Source organism: Pseudomonas sp. Irchel 3E13 (assembly GCF_900187455.1).
Classification (GTDB): Bacteria; Pseudomonadota; Gammaproteobacteria; order Pseudomonadales; family Pseudomonadaceae; genus Aquipseudomonas.
The window spans coordinates 143706-159894 of the sequence record NZ_FYDX01000001.1 but is presented as its reverse complement, the minus strand read 5'-3'; the positions used below and the strand labels follow the sequence as shown (position 1 = coordinate 159894).

Sequence of the window (16189 nt, the reverse complement as noted above, 5' to 3'; positions counted from 1 at the left end):
ATCACGCGATACCCCCGAGGTCAGTTGTCGCTGCCTTTGTTGTCGACGCGGTAGCCGAAGCTGAACCCCACGCCCTGGAACAGCACGACGTCAGCCAGTTGCCGGGCCAGTTCGCCGGCGCTGGCCAGCTTGGTCTTGGGCACGTAGAGCATGTCGTCCGGTTGCAGGTAGGCGACCTGCGCGGCGCTGGCGTCCAGCGCTTTGTCCACGTTGTAGGGCATGGCCTGCACCTGATTGCCGTTGCGCCGCATGATCACCACCGAGTCCAGCCGCGCCTTGATGCTCGGCCCGCGAGCCAGGGTCAGGGCTTCGAGCACCGAGACCGGGCGACGGATCGGGTAGGCGCCGGGCTGGCCGACTTCACCCAGCACGTAGATTTCGTTGACCGCGGTGGACTTGAGCATCACATCGACACTCATGCGCCCCGGCAGGTCGGCGTAGCGCTTGTTCAGGTACGTCTCCAACTGGGTCACGGTCATGCCTTGCAGGGCGACCGAGCCGACTTCCGGAAAGTTGGCGTGGCCGTCGCTGCCCACGGTGATCTCGCGGCTCATGCCGGTGGCCGGGTGGTTCAGCGCGCTTTTCAGGTTCTGCTCGTTGGTCAGCGGGCTCAGCACCTGCACCGTGAGCTGGTCGCGGTTGGGCTGGAACAGGCTCTTGTTGCGGTAGGCCTGCTGGATCGCGGCCCGGGCCTGCTCGGGGGTCATGCCGGCGACGTTCACCGAGGTGTTGGCCGCCGGCAGTTCGATGCGCCCGTCGGGCAGCACCAACTGGTTGCCGTTGAGCGAGCTGGCGGAGAGGAAGCTCAGGCCGATGGTGTCACCGGACTGGATACGGTAGGCATCGGAGCCGCTGGTGCTGATGTGGAAGATCACATCCAGCACGTCCTGCGGACGCAAGACCTGTTCCTTGCTGGAAAGCTCGGTGTCCTGGGCGTTGGCCGGCGCGGCGGTGAGGATCTGTACCGGCATCGTCCGGGCGTCCTGCTGGGTGGTGCAGGCCGCCAGTGGCAATAGCGCGAACAGGGCGATCAAGGGCATTTTCATGAGTGTTTCCCTCGCACGGTCGGCTCAAAGGTTGTTGTAGAGCCACTTGGGCATGTAGTAGCGGCGCCGGTTGAAGACGCTGCCGATCAGCCGCGCGCCGGCCTGGACCAGGCGCTGGCTGGCGGCCTGGGCCACTTCGCGGCGGGTGTCGTCGGCGTTGATCACCAGGATCACGCCGTCCACCAGCGGGCCCATCACCAGGCTGTCGGCACCGGCGTAGACCGCTTCGCCGTCGATCACCACGAAGCGGTACTCGGCCGCCAGCGTGTGCAGCAGCGCGCGCAGCAGTTCCGGGTCGAGGCGTTCGCCACCGCGGTCATGCAGGCCGCCGGGCAGCACGTCGAAGCGCTGGTCGGACAGGCGCACGATGCAGTCCTGGGCCAGTGGCGGTGTCTGGTCGTCGAACAGCAGGTCGTGAAAACCCCGCAGCTTGTTCAGGCCCAGTTGCTGACTGAGGGTGTTGGGGCCGTTGCTGCCGTCGATCAGCAGCACCGTTCCACCGCTCATCAGGGCCAGTTGGCTGGCGAACGCCAGCGCGCTGGTGCTGGTGCCGCTGCCGCTGTTGGCGGCGGTCAGCAACAGGACGCGCTGCGCCGGGTCGAGCACGGTGGAGGTGAGGTTGGTTTCGCTGGGAACAGCGATGCTCATGCTTCTTGAAGTAGAACCGTCCATCTCAACTTGCTCCGTGGCCACTGAAGACTTTGAAGGGGGTCTTGAGCAGGATTTTCAGGTCCAGGCTCAGGCTCTGTTCGGCGATGTAGCTCAGGTCCAGTTCGACCCGCTGGTCGAAGTCGATGTCGCTGCGCCCGGAGATCTGCCAGAGGCCGGTCATGCCCGGGTAGATGCTCAGGCGCGCGAGGTGGTTGTCCTTGTAGCGGTAGGCGTTGAACGAGGTGGGCCGGGGGCCGACCAGGCGCATGTCGCCGAGCACTACGTTGAACAGGTTGGGTAGCTCGTCCAGGCTGCTGCGCCGTAGCCAGCGGCCGATCGGGGTTACCCGCGGGTCATCGTCGATCTTGAAGTCGATGGACTGGGCGCCGTGCTTGTTGAGGTGGCGCAGCGACTCCTTCCGCGCCTCCGCGTCGGCGACCATGGTGCGGAACTTGAACATGCCGAAATTGCGGCCCCGGTAGCCGGTGCGCTTCTGCACGAAGAACACCGGCCCCGGGCCACTCGCCTTGACGGCCACGGCCAGGCCCACCAGCAGCGGCGCCAGCAGCACGATCAGCAGCGAGGCGCCGCCGGCGGCGACCCAGCGGTTGGTCCGCGACAGCGTCCAGGGGCGACCGCCGAGGCGGCCGGTGAACCAGCCGCGGCCCTGTTTGTGGACCGCCGAGTCGATGCGCATGCGGTGTTTGGGGTCCATGCGTTTGTCCTGGCTCAGCGCCTGGATCTGCGCGCTTTTCGGTTGTCCGGTCATAGCGACCTCCGTTGCTCGTCGGGCGACGCCCGGTGGATCTGCGCTGGCGTCCCGTGCAGCGGCAGGTGGTGATCGAGGAACCAGGCGGCAAAGCGTCCGAGGCCCTCGTCGAGGGAAATCAGCGGGGTGAAACCGGTGGCGTGGGCCAGGTCGCTGGCGTCGGCGCAGGTGTCCAGCACGTCGCCGGGCTGCAGCGGCAGCAACTCGATGGCGGCGCGGCGGCCGAGGTGTTTTTCCAGCAGCGCGACGTAGTCCAGCAGCGCCACCGGGCGTTGCCCGCCGATGTTGTACAGGCGCCAGGGCGCGTGGCTGCTGGCGGGGTCCGGGGTCATCGCGTCCCAGCCCGGGTTGGCCTGTGGCGCCAGGGGAATCAGCCGCACCAGGCTTTCGACGATGTCGTCGATGTAGGTGAAATCACGTTGGTGTTGGCCATGGTTGAACAGGCGCAGCGGGCGGCCTTCGACGATGGCGCTGGCGAACTGCACCGGCGACATGTCCGGACGACCCCAGGGACCGTAGACGGTGAAGAAGCGCAAGCCGGTGGCCGGAATGCCGTACAGGTGGCTGTAGCAGTGGGCCATGGCTTCATTGGCTTTCTTGGTCGCGGCGTACAGCGACAGCGGGTGGTCCACCGCATCGCGTACCGAATAAGGCGTGTGCTGGTTGGCGCCATACACCGAGCTGGACGAGGCGTACAGCAGGTGTTGCACCGGGTGGCGGCGGCAGCTTTCGAGAATGTTGAGAAAGCCGCTGAGGTTGCTGTCGAGGTAGGCCCGCGGATTCTCCAGCGAGTAGCGCACCCCGGCCTGGGCGGCCAGGTGCAGGACCACGTCGGGGCGCTCGCGGGCGAACAGCGCGTCCAGCGCGCTGGCGTCGGCCAGCTCGATGCGCTGCAACGGAAAGTGCCCGGCCTGCTGGCGTACCCAGCCGACCCGTTGATGCTTGAGGGTCGGGTCGTAATAGCCATTGAAGTTGTCCAGGCCAAGCACCTGGTAGCCGTCGCGCAACAGCCGCAGGACGCAATGGGCGCCGATGAAACCGGCCGCGCCGGTGACCAGGACTTTCATGGCGCGGGCACTTCCGGATCGACATGGCGCAGGCCGATGCCGCAGTAGTCCAGGCCGAAGGTCGCCACTTGGTCGGGGTTGTACAGGTTGCGGCCGTCGACGATCAGGCGCTGGCGCAGTTTCTTCGCCAGCAGGGTGAAGTCCACCACGCGAAAGTTCTTCCACTCGGTGCAGATCACCAGGGCGTCGGCGTCTTCCAGGGTGTCGTCGCGGGTGGCGCAGAGTTTCAGGTCGTTGCGGTAGCCGTAGAGGCGCCGGCATTCGGCCATGGCTTCCGGGTCGAAGGCATGCACGGTGGCGCCTTCGGCCCACAGCGCTTCCATCAGGTAGCGGCTCGGCGCTTCGCGCATGTCGTCGGTGTTGGGCTTGAACGCCAGGCCCCAGAGCGCCACCGACTTGCCCTTGAGGCTGCCGGGAAAGTGCTGCTTGAGTTTGCTGAAGAGAATTTGCCGCTGGGCATCGTTCACTTCGCTGACGCTTTGCAGCAGGCGCAGCGGCATGCCGTTGTGCTCGGCGGTGTGCAGCAGGGCGCGCAAGTCTTTGGGAAAGCACGAACCGCCGAAGCCGCAGCCGGGGTAGATGAAGTGGTAGCCGATGCGCGGGTCGGAGCCGATGCCTTTGCGCACCGCTTCGATGTCGGCGCCCAGGCGTTCGGTGAGGTTGGCCAGCTCGTTCATGAAACTGATACGGGTGGCGAGCATGGCGTTGGCCGCGTACTTGGTCAGCTCGGCGCTGCGGTTGTCCATGAACATGAGCTTTTCATGGTTGCGGCAGAAGGGCGCGTAGAGTTCGGTGAGCTGGTCCTGGGCCTGGGCGTCGCAGGTGCCGACGATGATCCGGTCGGGGCGCATGCAGTCGGCCAGGGCGCTGCCTTCCTTGAGGAACTCCGGGTTGGATACCACGCGGACTTTCAGCGTCAGTTTGCCGAGCCGGTCGAGTTCTTCCCGGGCCAGCAGCGCCACCGTGTCGGCGGTGCCCACCGGCACCGTGGACTTGATGATCAGGGTGCGATCGGCCTCCATCAGCCCGGCGATCTGCCGGGTTACCCCGAGCACATGGGAGAGGTCGGCGGAGCCGTCTTCGTCGGGCGGTGTGCCGACCGCGATGAACACCAGTTCGGCATGCGCCACGGCATCGCTGGACTGGGTGCTGAACAGCAGGCGACCGTCGCGGATGTTGTCTTCGAGCATGGCGGACAGGCCCGGCTCATGGATCGGCGGCACACCCTGGCGGAGCTGGCTGATCTTGTGCGCATCGACATCCACGCACAGCACCCGGTGTCCGACATCGGCCAGCGCCGCGGCCTGCACGAGCCCTACATAACCTGTACCGAATACGCTCACGTCCATTCCGGGTTGCCTCGCAGGGCGTAATGGGGATGAAACAGCGGTGTGATTTCGGTATAGCGCAGGCTGGCGGAAAAGTGTCAAAGCAATGGCATGTTTCGTTTAACTTACAGCGCCTGTTGGCGAGGTCGTTTTGCCATCAACTCTTTTCCAATCCGTGCTTTAGCGAAATCGACGCTGGCCAATGGCTGTCGATTTTCGCGATGAACGGTCGAAAGCCGCGTGGTTGAAGGCTCCTGTGATTGTGTTCGATAGTCGAAGGGGCAGATTTCTGTAGTGTGAGGGGGTAGAAACAGGCGTCAAAAACTCGCCATAAAAATGACAAGCCATAGATGGAAAGAAAATCGCAAGCTGGCTACCGTTCGAGAAACCTCGCCATTCGCGGACGGAGCCTTGCCATGCGCGCATCGATCAAGAGCCTGCTGTTGCTGGCCTATCTGGCCTGCTTTCACGCCGCTATCCTCGAGCGTTTTCAAGCACTCGGCGGCGGCCTTGCACTGGTGCTCTACGGCGGGATGTTCGTGCTGCTGGCGCTGGCCCTGCTGGCGGCCGCGCATATTCGCCAGGGCGCGTTGCGCTGGGGGCTGGCGCTGGTGTTCTTCGCCAGCGCGGTGTTCTTCGATGCCTACACGCGAATCACCAACAGCTACCTGACCTACAGCGCCTTCCTGTCGATGGTCTACTCCGGTGGCTTTATCCAGGAGGCGGTGGCCCAGTACCACGCCTCGATCATGCAGGCGCTGCTGCGCGGACTCTTGCTGCTGCTCGGCATCGGCCTGCGCCCCGGCGCCAGACCGCGCTTGCCGCGGGCCTTGCCGTGGACGGCGCCGGTGCTGGGGCTGCTGTTGCTCACCGGCATACTCTTCGTGCGTTCCGGCGAAGGCGCCCGTGGCCTGCCGGTGATGTACACACCGCTGGCCTACCTGAACCTGATGGCCTACGAGGCGCTGCACGACCATGTCGGCGCCCGCGAGCCGGTGAGCTTGCCGCGCAGCGGCCCGGCGCTGGCCCGCGACATCGTGCTGATCATCGACGAGAGCATCGCCGGCAACTACCTCGACACCACCACCCCACTGGGGGTCAAGACGCCGCTGACCCAGGCGCAGCCGGGCGTGCGCATTTTCAACTACGGCTACGCGGCGTCCGTCGCCAATTGCAGCGCCGACACCAACGTCACCCTGCGCTACGGCGGCACCCGCGCGGACTACCTGCGGATCAACTCGACCCAGCCGTCGATCTGGCAGTACGCCCACCAGGCCGGGTTGTCCACGGTGTACGTGGACGCCCAGCGCACTGGCGGGCACCTGCAGAACCTGATGACCGACACGGAAAAACGCGATATCGACCGCTTCATCCAGTTCGATGACACCCCGGTGCTGGAGCGCGACATGGCCGTCGCGGCGACCCTCACCGAGCTGCTGGCCGACGGCACGCCGCACCTGATCGTGGTCAACAAAGTGGGCGCGCACTTTCCGGTGCACGACAAGTACCCGGACGCCTTCATGAACTACCGCCCGGCCTTGCCCCGCGGGCAGTTCACCGATGTCACCGACACCGGCCAGCGCGACGGCTTCGCCGGGCGGCCAGAGGATTGGGTGCTGTACCGCAACGCCTACCGCAACACCTTGCTGTGGAATGTCGGCGAATTCTTCAACCGCCTGTTCTCCAAGGCCGACCTCAGCCAGGCGGTGGTGATCTACACCTCCGACCATGGCCAGGACCTGCACGAGCGCGGCAATCCCGGGCTGAACACCCATTGCGACAGCGACCCGGTGGCGGAGGAGGGGTTGGTGCCGCTGCTGGTGATCCAGGGCGAAGGGCTCAAGACTCTCGACTGGCAGGCGCACCTGGCGGACAACAAAAACCGCTCCAGCCACTACAACCTGTTCCCGACCCTGCTGCAGTTGCTCGGCTACGACAGCGCCGCGCTGCAAGCGGTGTACGGCAAACCGCTAAGCGTACCGACCGAAGACCCGTTCAGCTTCAACACCCGTTTCAACGCCCGGCTGGGCGCTAGCCCGGTGTTCAAGCACATCGACCTGGGGCAGGTGGTGGTCCCAGCGGATGGCCAAATGTTGGGGAGTCGGCAGTGAAACCAACATTTTCTCCGAGCCTTGAAATCGAGCACCGCCTCCCCCCCCGTAGGAGCGAGCTTGCTCGCGATGCGCCGCGCAAGCGGCGCTCGATCTCAACCACGCAAAAGCGCTGCCGACGAGCACACAGCGCACACGCCAACCCCCAATCACCTCCCCAAAAACCGCGCCGGCCGCTTCTCGATAAACGCCGCCATCCCTTCCTTCTGGTCCTGCGAGGCAAACAGCAACGCATTGGCCTTTCTCTCCAGCGCCAGCCCCGTCTCCAGCGGCGCATCCATGCCCGCGAGGATCACCTCCTTGATCTGCTCCGCCGCCAGCGCCGGCATCGCCGCGATGACGTTGGCCAGTTCCAGCGCACGGGCCTGGACCTGATCGTCCTCCACCAGATCGCTGACCAGCCCGGCGACCCAGGCTTCCTCGGCGGTGATCGGTTGCCCGGTCAGGGCCATGCGCATGGCCTTGGCCTTGCCCACCGCCCGCACCAGGCGCTGGGTGCCGCCGATGCCGGGCATGATGCCGATGCGGATTTCCGGCTGACAGAATTTCGCCCCGCGCCCGGCGACGATCAGGTCGGCATGCATCGCCAGTTCGCAGCCGCCGCCATAGGCATAGCCGCACACCGCGGCGATCACCGGCTTCGGGCAGTGCTGGATCGGCGCCCAGACCCGTTCGGTATGGCGCTGGTGAATCTCGATCGGGCCGACCCCGGCCATGCTGGTGATGTCGCCACCGGCGGCGAACACCTTGTCGCCGCCGGTGAGCAGGATGCAGCGCACCTCAGGATCGGCCCCCAGTTCGCTGAAGTGCCGCGACAGCGATGCCTGCAGTTCCAGGCTCAGGGCGTTGCTCGCCTGGGGTCGGTCGAGGCGCAGCAGGGCCACGCCGGGGGCCGGGAATTCGAGCAGTACGGAGGGACGATCGGTTGCGGACATAAGCCTTCTCACGCGTGAAAAACCGGGGGGATTGCCAGGCAGTGTCGGGCGTGCGCGGGTGTCGATTCATCGTCCGTTCAGACGAAGTTTGCCCCGGCCTTTGCCCCTAGAGTGGGCCTTGTCAGCAAAACAAGGAGCCTGAAATGGGGCAGCAACGCGGTCTTGATTACAGCGGCAAGGTGGTACTGGTCACCGGCGGCACCAAGGGCATCGGCGCGGGTATCGCGCAGGGTTTCCTCGACGCCGGTGCGCAGGTCATCGTCTGTGCCCGCAACGCCCCTGAACAGCTACCGGCCAGCGGCGAACGCACGGCGGTGTTTTTCGCCGTCGACGTGCGCGACGGCGAGTCGTTGCAGGCGTTGTTCGACAGCATCCAGCGCGACTTCGGCCGCCTCGATGTGCTGGTCAACAACGCGGGCGGCGCACCGGCGGCGGATGCCGCGACAGCCTCGCCGCGTTTTCACGAAAGCATCATCCGCCTGAACCTGATCGCGCCGCTCAACGTCGCCCAGCAGGCCAACCGCCTGATGCAAGCGCAGGAAACAGGTGGCTGCATCGTCTTTATCGGCAGCGTCGCCGCCCAGCGTCCGTCGCCGGGCACCGCCGCCTATGGCGCGGCCAAGGCCGGCGTGGTGGCCCTGGTCACCTCGCTGGCGGTGGAGTGGGCGCCCAAGGTCCGGGTGGTCACCGTCAGCCCGGGCCTGGTGCTGACCGACCAGGCTCACCTGCACTACGGCAGTGAGGCCGGCGTCGCCGCGGTCAGCGCCGGCATTCCCGCCGGACGCATGGCGGCGGCCGAGGATATCGCCAACGCCTGCCTGTACATCGCCTCGCCCCTGGCCAGCTACGCCAGCGGTTGCAACCTGCTGCTGCACGGCGGCGGCGAGCGACCGGCTTTCCTCGGTGCGGCGCAGGCCACGCCCACCTGATCGACCCCACGGCGGCGCCACCCGGTGGCCGCCCTCACTTTGCAGGAGACGACTGTGGCTGATCCACAATTGCTGTCCAACGTGCGCGCCCTGGTGGGGCGCCAATACGGTCGGGTGTATGCCTGGGACGAAGTCAACGCGCCGATGATCCGCCAGTGGTGCGAGATCATGGGCCTGGAGAACCCGCTTTACACCGATCCGGCCGCCGCGCTGCAAGGCCCGCATGACGGCATCGTCGCGCCGCCGGCGATGCTCCAGGTGTGGACCATGGAAGGCCTGCACGCCAACAACTATCCGCCGGGCTCCACCGACGAAAACCCCTATGAAGTGCTCAAGCTGTTCGAGGAACACGGCTACGCCTCGGTGGTCGCGGTGAACTCGGAACTGACCTTCCAGCGCCCGGTGCACCTGGGCGAGCGGCTGTACTACACGACCCGGCTGGACGCGGTGGGCGACGAGAAGACCACCGCCCTGGGCACCGGTTTCTTCGTCACCCTGGTGATGAGCCACTTCGTCGAGAAGCCCGAGGGCGACGAGCCGGTGGGCGAGCTGCTGTTCCGCGTCTTCAAGTTCCGCCCGGCCAATCCGCAGCCCGCGGCCAAGCCGGCCGAGGCGCTGGCCAAGCCCAAGCGTCCGCTGCCGGGAATGAGCGACGACACCCGGTTCTTCTGGGAAGGCTGCGCCGAAGGCAAGCTGCTGATCCAGCGCTGCACCGCCTGTTCGACCCTGCGCCATCCGCCGGCGCCGGTGTGCATCCAGTGCCACAGCTTCGACTGGGACACCGTGCAGGCCAGCGGTCGCGGCAGCCTGTATTCCTTCGTCGTCATGCACTACCCGGAAGTCCCGCCGTTCGATCACCCCAACCCCATCGGGCTGATCGAGCTGGAGGAGGGCGTGCGCCTGGTCGCCGGGTTGACCGGCGTGCAGCGCGACGAACTGAAGATCGGCCAGCGCCTGCAGGTGGAATTCCAGACCTTCGACGAACAGCAGACCTTGCCGCTGTTCCGTCCCGTGGCCGAGCCGGAGTAAGCGCCCATGGATTTCGAATTGAGCGAAGACCAGCGCGCCATCGAGCAGATGGCCGACAGCCTGTTCGTCGATTACTGCAACGATGACGCCATGCGCCAGTGGGACACCTGCGGCGAACCGATGATGGCGGCACTGTGGGACTTGTGCCGGGAAACCGGCCTGCACGCCTTGGCAATTCCCGAATCCGCGGGTGGCAGCGGCCTGGGCATGACCGAATTGATGCTGGTGCTGCAAGCCCAAGGCCGTGGCCTGGGCCAGGTGCCGCTGTGGCGGCATCAATTGGCGGCGGCGACCCTGGCGACCTTTGCCAGCGACGCCTACCCGGCCTGGATCGAGCGGGCGGCCAGCGGCGAGGCGTTGCTGAGCCTGTCGCTGGAAGGCATCAACGCCGCCTGCGGCATCGAGCTGGAGGCCACGCCCAACGGCGCCGTCTGGCAGGTCAATGGCCGCGTCGCCGCCTTGCCGCTGGCGGCGCAATCCGGCGCCGCGTTGGTGCCGGTGCTGCTGCATGGTCAGCCCCGGCTGATGCTGCTGGAACTGCAATCAGCCAACGTGCACCTGACCCCGGCGGTGATGACCCACGGCGAGGCGGTGGCCGATGTGCGGGTCGAGGGCCTCAGCGTCAGCCACCTGCTGCCGGTGGACGCCCTGGACTGGCTGGAATCCCGCGCCATCGCCGCTCAGGCGGCGCTGCAACTGGGGGTCAGTCAGGAACAGATCCGCCGCACCGTCGAGTACGTCAGCGAGCGCCAGCAGTTCGAACGGCGCATCGGCAGCTTCCAGGCGGTGCAGATGAGCATGGCTGACGCGCACATCGCCCTCGAAGCCTTGCGCAGCAGCCTCTGGCAGCTCTGTTACCGCCTTGACGCCAGGCTGCCGGCGCCGTCGGAAGCGCTGGCCACGGCGTGGCTGGCCTGCGAGGCCGGGCACCGCATCGGCCATGTCGCGCAGCACGTGCATGGCGGCATCGGTGTCGACCTGACCTACCCGATCCACCGTTTTCTCTACTGGAGCCGCGCCCTGGGCCTTGCCCTCGGCGGATCGGCGGCATGCCTGGAACGTCTCGGCGACTGGCTGAGCGATAACGACAAGCTGGGATGGAAATATGACCTTGAAGAACACCAAGCGCTTTGAAGACGTGCGTCCCGGCGAGTTGCTGCCGGAGCTGGCGGTGCCCATCACCGTGCCGCTGATTGCCGGCGGGGCGATCGCCACCCGCGACTACTTTCCCGGCCACCACGACCTGGACGCCGCCCGTGAACTGGGCTCGCCCCACGTGTTCATGAACATCCTCACCACCAATGGCCTGGTGCAGCGCTTCGTCGAGGCCTGGGCCGGCCCGCTGGCGCGCTTCGCGTCGCTGAAGATCAAGCTCGGGGTGCCCAACTACCCCGGCGACTGCATGACTTTCAGCGGCAGCGTGACCCACCTCGATCCTGAAACCCGCACGGTCGAAGTGACCCTTGGCGGCAAGAATTCCATGGGCAACCACGTGACCGGCACGGTCGCGCTGGTCCTGCCCTGACAGCCGGAGACACTGTCATGACGCAATCGTCGATTTCCGGGCGCGCCGCCATTGTCGGACTGGGCGCGACCGAGTTTTCCAAGAATTCCGGGCGCACCGAACTGCGCCTGGCCATGGAAGCCACCCTCGCGGCGCTGCAAGACGCCGGCATCGATCCATCGGAAGTGGAGGGCTTCAGCTCCTACTCGGTGGACAAGGTGCCGGAGTACGAGATCGCCCGGCTGCTGGGCTGCAAGGACGTCAAGTTCTTCTCCCAGGTGCCCCATGGCGGCGGCGCCGCCTGCGCGCCGATCCTCCACGCGGCGATGGCCGTGGCCACCGGCGTGGCCAAGGTGGTGGTGGTTTACCGGGCAATGAACGAACGTTCCTGGTACCGCTTCGGCAGTGGCAGCTACGGCTTCGCCTCGACGCCGATCTTCGAGAACGTCAATTACGGCTGGTACATGCCCCACGGCTTCCACACCCCGGCAGCCTGGGTCGGCATGTTCGCCCAGCGCTACATGCACACCTATGGCGCCACCTCCGAGGACTTCGGCCGGGTCGCGGTGGCGGTGCGCGATTTCGCCGCGACCAACCCCAACGCGTTCTTCTACAACAAGCCGATCACCCTCGAAGAACACCAGGCCTCGCGCTGGATCTGCGAGCCGCTGCACCTGCTGGACTGCTGCCAGGAGTCCGACGGCGCGGTGGCCCTGGTCATCACGTCGGCCGAGCGCGCCCGTGACCTGCGGCAGAAACCGGTGACCATCAAGGCCGGCTCCCAGGGCATCAGCAGCGGCCAGCAAATCATGACCTCGTTCTACCGCGACGACATCACCGGCCTGCCGGAGATGGGCGTGGTCGCCCGCGAGCTGTATCGCCAGTCCGGCCTCGGCCCGGACGCGATCCAGACCGCGGTGATCTACGACCACTTCACCCCGTTCGTGCTGCCGCAACTGGAAGAATTCGGTTTCGCCCCGCGTGGCGAAGCCAAGGAATTCATCCGCGCCGGCCACCACGCCCGTGGCGGCAAGCTGCCGATCAACACCCACGGCGGGCAACTGGGCGAGGCCTATATCCACGGCATGAACGGCGTCGCCGAAGCGGTGCGCCAGGTGCGTGGCACGGCGGTGAACCAGGTGGCGGACGTCGAGAACGTGCTGGTCACCGCCGGCACCGGCGTCCCCACCAGCGGCCTGATTCTCGGCGCGGCCTAAGGAGCAGTCCATGTTCGTCGACCTCACCCCCGAACAACACGCCCTGCGCCGCACGGTGCGCGACTACTTCCAGGCCCTGATGACCCCCGAGCTGCGTGAGCAACTGCGCGGCAAGGAGGGCGGCGAGCTGTTTCGCCAGACCATCCGCCAGATGGGCCGCGACGGCTGGCTGGCGGTGGGCTGGCCCAAGGCCCATGGCGGCCAGGGCTACGCCGCCACCGAGCAGTTGATCTTCTTCGAAGAGGCGAATATCGCCGGCGCGCCATTGCCGTTCGTGACCATCAGCACCGTCGGCCCGGCGCTGATGGAACATGGCAGCGCGCTGCAGAAGGAGCGCTTCCTGCCCGGCATCGCCGCCGGTGAAATCATGTTCGCCATCGGCTATTCCGAGCCGGATGCCGGCAGCGACCTGGCGGTGCTGAAGACCAGCGCCCGGCTCGACGGCGACAGCTTCGTGGTCAACGGCAACAAGCTGTGGACCTCCGGCGCCGAATCCGCCGATTTCATCTGGCTGGCGGCGCGCACCGACCCGAACCTGGCGCGGCACAAGGGCGTCTCGATCCTGATCCTCGACACCACGCTGCCGGGCTTTTCCAGCACGGTGATCCCGACCACCAGCAACCCCACGGCGGCCACCTACTACGACAACGTGCGGGTGGCGAAGGACATGCTGGTGGGCGAGCTGAACGGCGGCTGGAAACTGATCACCGCGCAGCTCAACCATGAACGGCTGGGCCTGGGGTCGTGGTCGGACAAGGTTGCCGGGCTGTTCCGCCGCATTTACCTGTGGGCCAGGGCCCGTGACGAGCAGGGCCGCCGGGCGATGGACAAGGCCTGGGTGCGCAGCTCGCTGGCCGAATGTTATGCGCGGCTGGAAGCCATGCGCCTGATCAACCTGCGGATCGCCGCCAACCTGGAGCACGAGCGCATGGACGTGGCGCTGAGCTCGACCACCAAGGTCTACGGCTCGGAATCGGCCATCGAGATCCTGCGCCGGTTGTCCGCGGTGATCGGCGCCAATGGTTCGTTGCGTTCCGGCTCGGCTGCCGCGGCCTTGCACGGCGAGCTGGAATACGAGCTGCGCGCTTCGGTCACCCTGACCTTCGGCGGCGGCACCAATGAAATCCAGCGCGAACTGATCGCCCAGTTCGGCCTGGGCATGCCGCGCACCCAGCGCTGAGTCAACCACAACAACAATAACCAGCCCCGGGTCAGGCCCGGGGCGAGGGTCAAGTCATGAGCACGATTGAGCAATTCAGGCATGAAACCCGCGCCTGGCTGGAGGCCAACTGTCCGCCGTCGATGCGCACCGCCATGGGCGAAGGCGACGTGGTCTGGGGCGCCCGCGAGCCGCAGTTTCCCAGCGAAGACGCGCGACTGTGGTTTGAACGGATGCGCGACAAGCGCTGGTTCTGCCCGGAATGGCCCGAGGAATACGGCGGCGCCGGGCTGAACCCGGAGCAACTGGCGGTGCTGGAAAGCGAGATGCGCCGCCTCAAGTGCCGGCCGCCGCAGATCAACCTGGGCATCTGGATGCTCGGCCCGGTGCTGCTGGCCTACGGCAGCGACGAACAGAAGCGCAGCCTGCTGCCGCCCATGGCCCGCGGCGAAACCCGCTGGTGCCAGGGCTTCTCCGAGCCGAATGCCGGCTCCGACCTGGCCGGCCTGAAGATGGCCGCGCGCGACGCCGGCGACCATTTCGTGGTGGACGGCAGCAAGATCTGGACGTCCTACGGCGACAAGTCCGACTGGATGTACGCGCTGGTTCGTACCAACACCAGTAAGCCCAAGCACGAAGGCATCAGCCTGATCGTGCTGGACATGCGCAGCGCCGGGGTGAACGCCGTGCCGATCGACCTGATCAGCGGCAAATCGGCGTTCTGCCAGGTGTTTTTCGATGGCGTCAAGGTGCCGAAAAGCCAGTTGATCGGCCCGCTGGACGGTGGCTGGAACCTCGGCAAGTACCTGTTGCAGCACGAACGCAAGGCCATGTCGAAATTCGGCGAGATCAGCCTGCCGTCGCATTTCGACCTGCCGGCGCTGGTCCGCGAGTACCTGCCGCAGCCCGAGAACCAGGGTGAACTGGCCTTGCAGGCGCGTGCCGTGGCCTGCGCGATGAACGAACAGGCCTACAACCTGACCGTGCAACGGATGGCCGAGGAAGCGCGGGGCGGCGACGACATCAGCGGCCTGATGGCGATCATGAAGCTGGTCCACACCGAGCAGGAGCGCGACAAGTTCGAAGTGCTGCTCGACATCCTCGGCGGCCACGCCCTCGGCTGGCAAAGCGAGGCCTTCGACGAGCGCCAGTTGGCGGTGACCCGCGGCTGGCTCAACAGCTACGCCCTGACCATCTCCGGGGGCGCCTCGGAAATCCAGCTCAATGTCATCGCCAAGCGCGTGCTTGGCCTGCCTGACGCGAAAAAAGGAGCGACGGCATGAACCTGCGTTACAGCGAAGAACAGCGCCTGCTCGCTGACAGCGCCCGCGACTTCCTCGCCGCGCGCAGCCCGGTAGCCGCCCAGCGCCGCATGCGCGACGAAGGCACGGGGCAGGGCTTCGATGCGCAACTGTGGCAGGACGCGGTCAACCTGGGCTGGAGCGCGATTCCCTTCCCCGAAGACCTCGGCGGCCTGGCATTCGGCTGCATGGGCCTGGGGCCGGTGTTCGAGTCCATCGGTCACAACTTGTCGGCGACGCCATTGCTGTCCAGCGTGGTCCTCGGCGGTTCGCTGCTGCACCTGGCCGGTAACGCCGAGCAACAGCAGCGCTGGTTGCCGGGGCTGATCGCCGGCGGTTTGCGTCTGGCGCTGGCGGTGGATGAGCGCGCCCGGCACAAGCCGCTGGACACCTGCCTGAGCGCCGTGGCCGAAGGCGACGGCTATTGCCTGGACGGCGACAAATACTGGGTGGTGGACGGCAACGGCGCCGATGCCTTTATCGTCGCCGCGCGCACCTCGGGCAACGCCGGGCAGGCGGCGGGCATCAGCCTGTTCCTGCTGCCGGCCGACACCCCGGGGCTGATCTGCAGCGCCTTGCCGCTGATCGACGCGCGCAACAGCGCTCGCCTGCAATTGCAGCAAGTGCGGGTCGGCCGCGCGGCGTTGCTCGGCGAAGCGGGGCAGGGCTGGGCACTGCTCGACGCGGTCCTCGACCGTGGCCGCGCCTGCCTGGCGGCGGAACTGCTGGGCATCGCCGAGCACCTGTTCCACACCACCCTCGATTACCTCAAGACGCGGGTGCAGTTCGACGCGCCTATCGGTTCGTTCCAGGCCCTGCAGCATCGCGCGGCGCGGCTCTATGTCGATCTGGCCCTGGCCCGCAGCGCGGTGATGGCCGGGCTTTCGGCGCTGGACGACGACAACCTCGACGCCGCCGCCCGTGGTCGCCTGGTCAGCCTGGCGAAATGGAAGGCCGGCGACACCGCACTCAAGGTCGCCAACGAGGCGGTGCAGATGCACGGCGGCATCGGCGTCACCGACGAACTGGACGTCGGCCTGTACCTCAAGCGGGTACGGGTGGCCCAGGCCTGCCTCGGCGACCGGGATTTCCATTGCGAGCGCTACTGGGCCCTCGACCCGGCCCGCGCCTGACGTTCAGGAG

Annotated in this window: 15 protein-coding genes; 9 read left to right on the top strand and 6 right to left on the bottom strand. The window is 66.6% G+C overall.

The genetic code is table 11. The features are described 5' to 3' along the window. Nucleotides 1-20: 20 nt before the first annotated feature. The 5 genes from CKW37_RS00665 to CKW37_RS00645 are packed head-to-tail and all read right to left on the bottom strand — an operon-like array spanning nucleotide 21 to nucleotide 4882. Complete coding sequence (locus tag CKW37_RS00665; RefSeq protein ID WP_371864257.1) at nucleotides 21-1040, bottom strand: polysaccharide biosynthesis/export family protein; 1020 nt, start codon at nucleotides 1038-1040, stop codon at nucleotides 21-23. A gap of 30 nt (nucleotides 1041-1070) precedes the next feature. Further along, nucleotides 1071-1718 carry a CpsD/CapB family tyrosine-protein kinase gene (locus CKW37_RS00660; protein WP_095153506.1) on the bottom strand — a complete coding sequence of 216 codons (648 nt, stop codon included), beginning with the start codon at nucleotides 1716-1718 and terminating at the stop codon, nucleotides 1071-1073. A 1-nt stretch (nucleotide 1719) separates the two neighbouring features. Further along, nucleotides 1720-2466, bottom strand: coding sequence for a sugar transferase (locus CKW37_RS00655; RefSeq protein ID WP_095153505.1), 747 nt, complete (start codon nucleotides 2464-2466; stop codon nucleotides 1720-1722). Then, the gene (locus tag CKW37_RS00650) at nucleotides 2463-3533 is read right to left on the bottom strand and encodes an NAD-dependent epimerase (protein ID WP_095153504.1); all 1071 of its coding nucleotides are present in this window, start codon (nucleotides 3531-3533) and stop codon (nucleotides 2463-2465) included. Before CKW37_RS00650 ends, CKW37_RS00655 begins: the two co-directional genes overlap by 4 nt. Further along, complete coding sequence (locus tag CKW37_RS00645) at nucleotides 3530-4882, bottom strand: UDP-glucose/GDP-mannose dehydrogenase family protein (RefSeq protein ID WP_095153503.1); 1353 nt, start codon at nucleotides 4880-4882, stop codon at nucleotides 3530-3532. Before CKW37_RS00645 ends, CKW37_RS00650 begins: the two co-directional genes overlap by 4 nt. 395 nt (nucleotides 4883-5277) lie before the next feature. Between CKW37_RS00645 and CKW37_RS00640 the strand changes: the two genes are divergently transcribed. Then, nucleotides 5278-6972, top strand: coding sequence for a sulfatase-like hydrolase/transferase (locus tag CKW37_RS00640; RefSeq protein WP_095153502.1), 1695 nt, complete (start codon nucleotides 5278-5280; stop codon nucleotides 6970-6972). Nucleotides 6973-7121: 149 nt separating this feature from the next. Here the strand turns inward: CKW37_RS00640 and CKW37_RS00635 are convergent, their stop codons facing one another. Beyond that, nucleotides 7122-7907, bottom strand: coding sequence for an enoyl-CoA hydratase (locus tag CKW37_RS00635; RefSeq protein ID WP_095153501.1), 786 nt, complete (start codon nucleotides 7905-7907; stop codon nucleotides 7122-7124). A gap of 143 nt (nucleotides 7908-8050) precedes the next feature. Here CKW37_RS00635 and CKW37_RS00630 point away from each other — a divergent pair, with 143 nt between their 5' ends. The 8 genes from CKW37_RS00630 to CKW37_RS00595 are packed head-to-tail and all read left to right on the top strand — an operon-like array spanning nucleotide 8051 to nucleotide 16179. Beyond that, nucleotides 8051-8836, top strand: coding sequence for an SDR family oxidoreductase (locus CKW37_RS00630; protein WP_095153500.1), 786 nt, complete (start codon nucleotides 8051-8053; stop codon nucleotides 8834-8836). Between the two features lie 54 nt (nucleotides 8837-8890). Further along, nucleotides 8891-9865, top strand: a complete 975-nt coding sequence (locus CKW37_RS00625; RefSeq protein ID WP_095153499.1) for a bifunctional MaoC family dehydratase N-terminal/OB-fold nucleic acid binding domain-containing protein — start codon at nucleotides 8891-8893, stop codon at nucleotides 9863-9865. 6 nt (nucleotides 9866-9871) lie between these two features. Then, nucleotides 9872-10999 (top strand): acyl-CoA dehydrogenase family protein, encoded by a 1128-nt coding sequence (locus CKW37_RS00620; protein ID WP_095153498.1) that lies wholly within the window; start codon nucleotides 9872-9874, stop codon nucleotides 10997-10999. After that, entirely contained in the window at nucleotides 10971-11390 is a 420-nt protein-coding gene (locus CKW37_RS00615; protein WP_095153497.1) for a MaoC family dehydratase, read from the top strand. Before CKW37_RS00620 ends, CKW37_RS00615 begins: the two co-directional genes overlap by 29 nt. 17 nt (nucleotides 11391-11407) lie before the next feature. Continuing rightward, on the top strand, nucleotides 11408-12586 hold the full coding sequence (locus CKW37_RS00610; protein ID WP_095153496.1) for a lipid-transfer protein: 1179 nt from the start codon (nucleotides 11408-11410) through the stop codon (nucleotides 12584-12586). Between the two features lie 10 nt (nucleotides 12587-12596). Further along, nucleotides 12597-13766, top strand: coding sequence for an acyl-CoA dehydrogenase family protein (locus tag CKW37_RS00605; protein ID WP_095153495.1), 1170 nt, complete (start codon nucleotides 12597-12599; stop codon nucleotides 13764-13766). Between the two features lie 56 nt (nucleotides 13767-13822). After that, the gene (locus CKW37_RS00600) at nucleotides 13823-15028 is read left to right on the top strand and encodes an acyl-CoA dehydrogenase family protein (protein ID WP_095153494.1); all 1206 of its coding nucleotides are present in this window, start codon (nucleotides 13823-13825) and stop codon (nucleotides 15026-15028) included. After that, complete coding sequence (locus CKW37_RS00595; protein WP_095153493.1) at nucleotides 15025-16179, top strand: acyl-CoA dehydrogenase family protein; 1155 nt, start codon at nucleotides 15025-15027, stop codon at nucleotides 16177-16179. The genes CKW37_RS00600 and CKW37_RS00595 overlap by 4 nt, the downstream gene beginning before the upstream one ends. The last annotated feature ends 10 nt before the right edge of the window (nucleotides 16180-16189 follow it).

What these genes read in the sequence shown, in the direction of transcription:
- CKW37_RS00660 (WP_095153506.1), bottom strand. Translation starts at nt 1,718, where the DNA reads ATGGACGGTTCTACTTCAAGAAGCATGAGCATCGCTGTTCCCAGCGAA.
- CKW37_RS00595 (WP_095153493.1), top strand. Translation starts at nt 15,025, where the DNA reads ATGAACCTGCGTTACAGCGAAGAACAGCGCCTGCTCGCTGACAGCGCC.
- CKW37_RS00635 (WP_095153501.1), bottom strand. Translation starts at nt 7,907, where the DNA reads ATGTCCGCAACCGATCGTCCCTCCGTACTGCTCGAATTCCCGGCCCCC.
- CKW37_RS00615 (WP_095153497.1), top strand. Translation starts at nt 10,971, where the DNA reads ATGACCTTGAAGAACACCAAGCGCTTTGAAGACGTGCGTCCCGGCGAG.
- CKW37_RS00645 (WP_095153503.1), bottom strand. Translation starts at nt 4,882, where the DNA reads ATGGACGTGAGCGTATTCGGTACAGGTTATGTAGGGCTCGTGCAGGCC.
- CKW37_RS00600 (WP_095153494.1), top strand. Translation starts at nt 13,823, where the DNA reads ATGAGCACGATTGAGCAATTCAGGCATGAAACCCGCGCCTGGCTGGAG.
- CKW37_RS00665 (WP_371864257.1), bottom strand. Translation starts at nt 1,040, where the DNA reads ATGCCCTTGATCGCCCTGTTCGCGCTATTGCCACTGGCGGCCTGCACC.
- CKW37_RS00630 (WP_095153500.1), top strand. Translation starts at nt 8,051, where the DNA reads ATGGGGCAGCAACGCGGTCTTGATTACAGCGGCAAGGTGGTACTGGTC.
- CKW37_RS00650 (WP_095153504.1), bottom strand. Translation starts at nt 3,533, where the DNA reads ATGAAAGTCCTGGTCACCGGCGCGGCCGGTTTCATCGGCGCCCATTGC.
- CKW37_RS00605 (WP_095153495.1), top strand. Translation starts at nt 12,597, where the DNA reads ATGTTCGTCGACCTCACCCCCGAACAACACGCCCTGCGCCGCACGGTG.
- CKW37_RS00620 (WP_095153498.1), top strand. Translation starts at nt 9,872, where the DNA reads ATGGATTTCGAATTGAGCGAAGACCAGCGCGCCATCGAGCAGATGGCC.
- CKW37_RS00640 (WP_095153502.1), top strand. Translation starts at nt 5,278, where the DNA reads ATGCGCGCATCGATCAAGAGCCTGCTGTTGCTGGCCTATCTGGCCTGC.
- CKW37_RS00655 (WP_095153505.1), bottom strand. Translation starts at nt 2,466, where the DNA reads ATGACCGGACAACCGAAAAGCGCGCAGATCCAGGCGCTGAGCCAGGAC.
- CKW37_RS00610 (WP_095153496.1), top strand. Translation starts at nt 11,408, where the DNA reads ATGACGCAATCGTCGATTTCCGGGCGCGCCGCCATTGTCGGACTGGGC.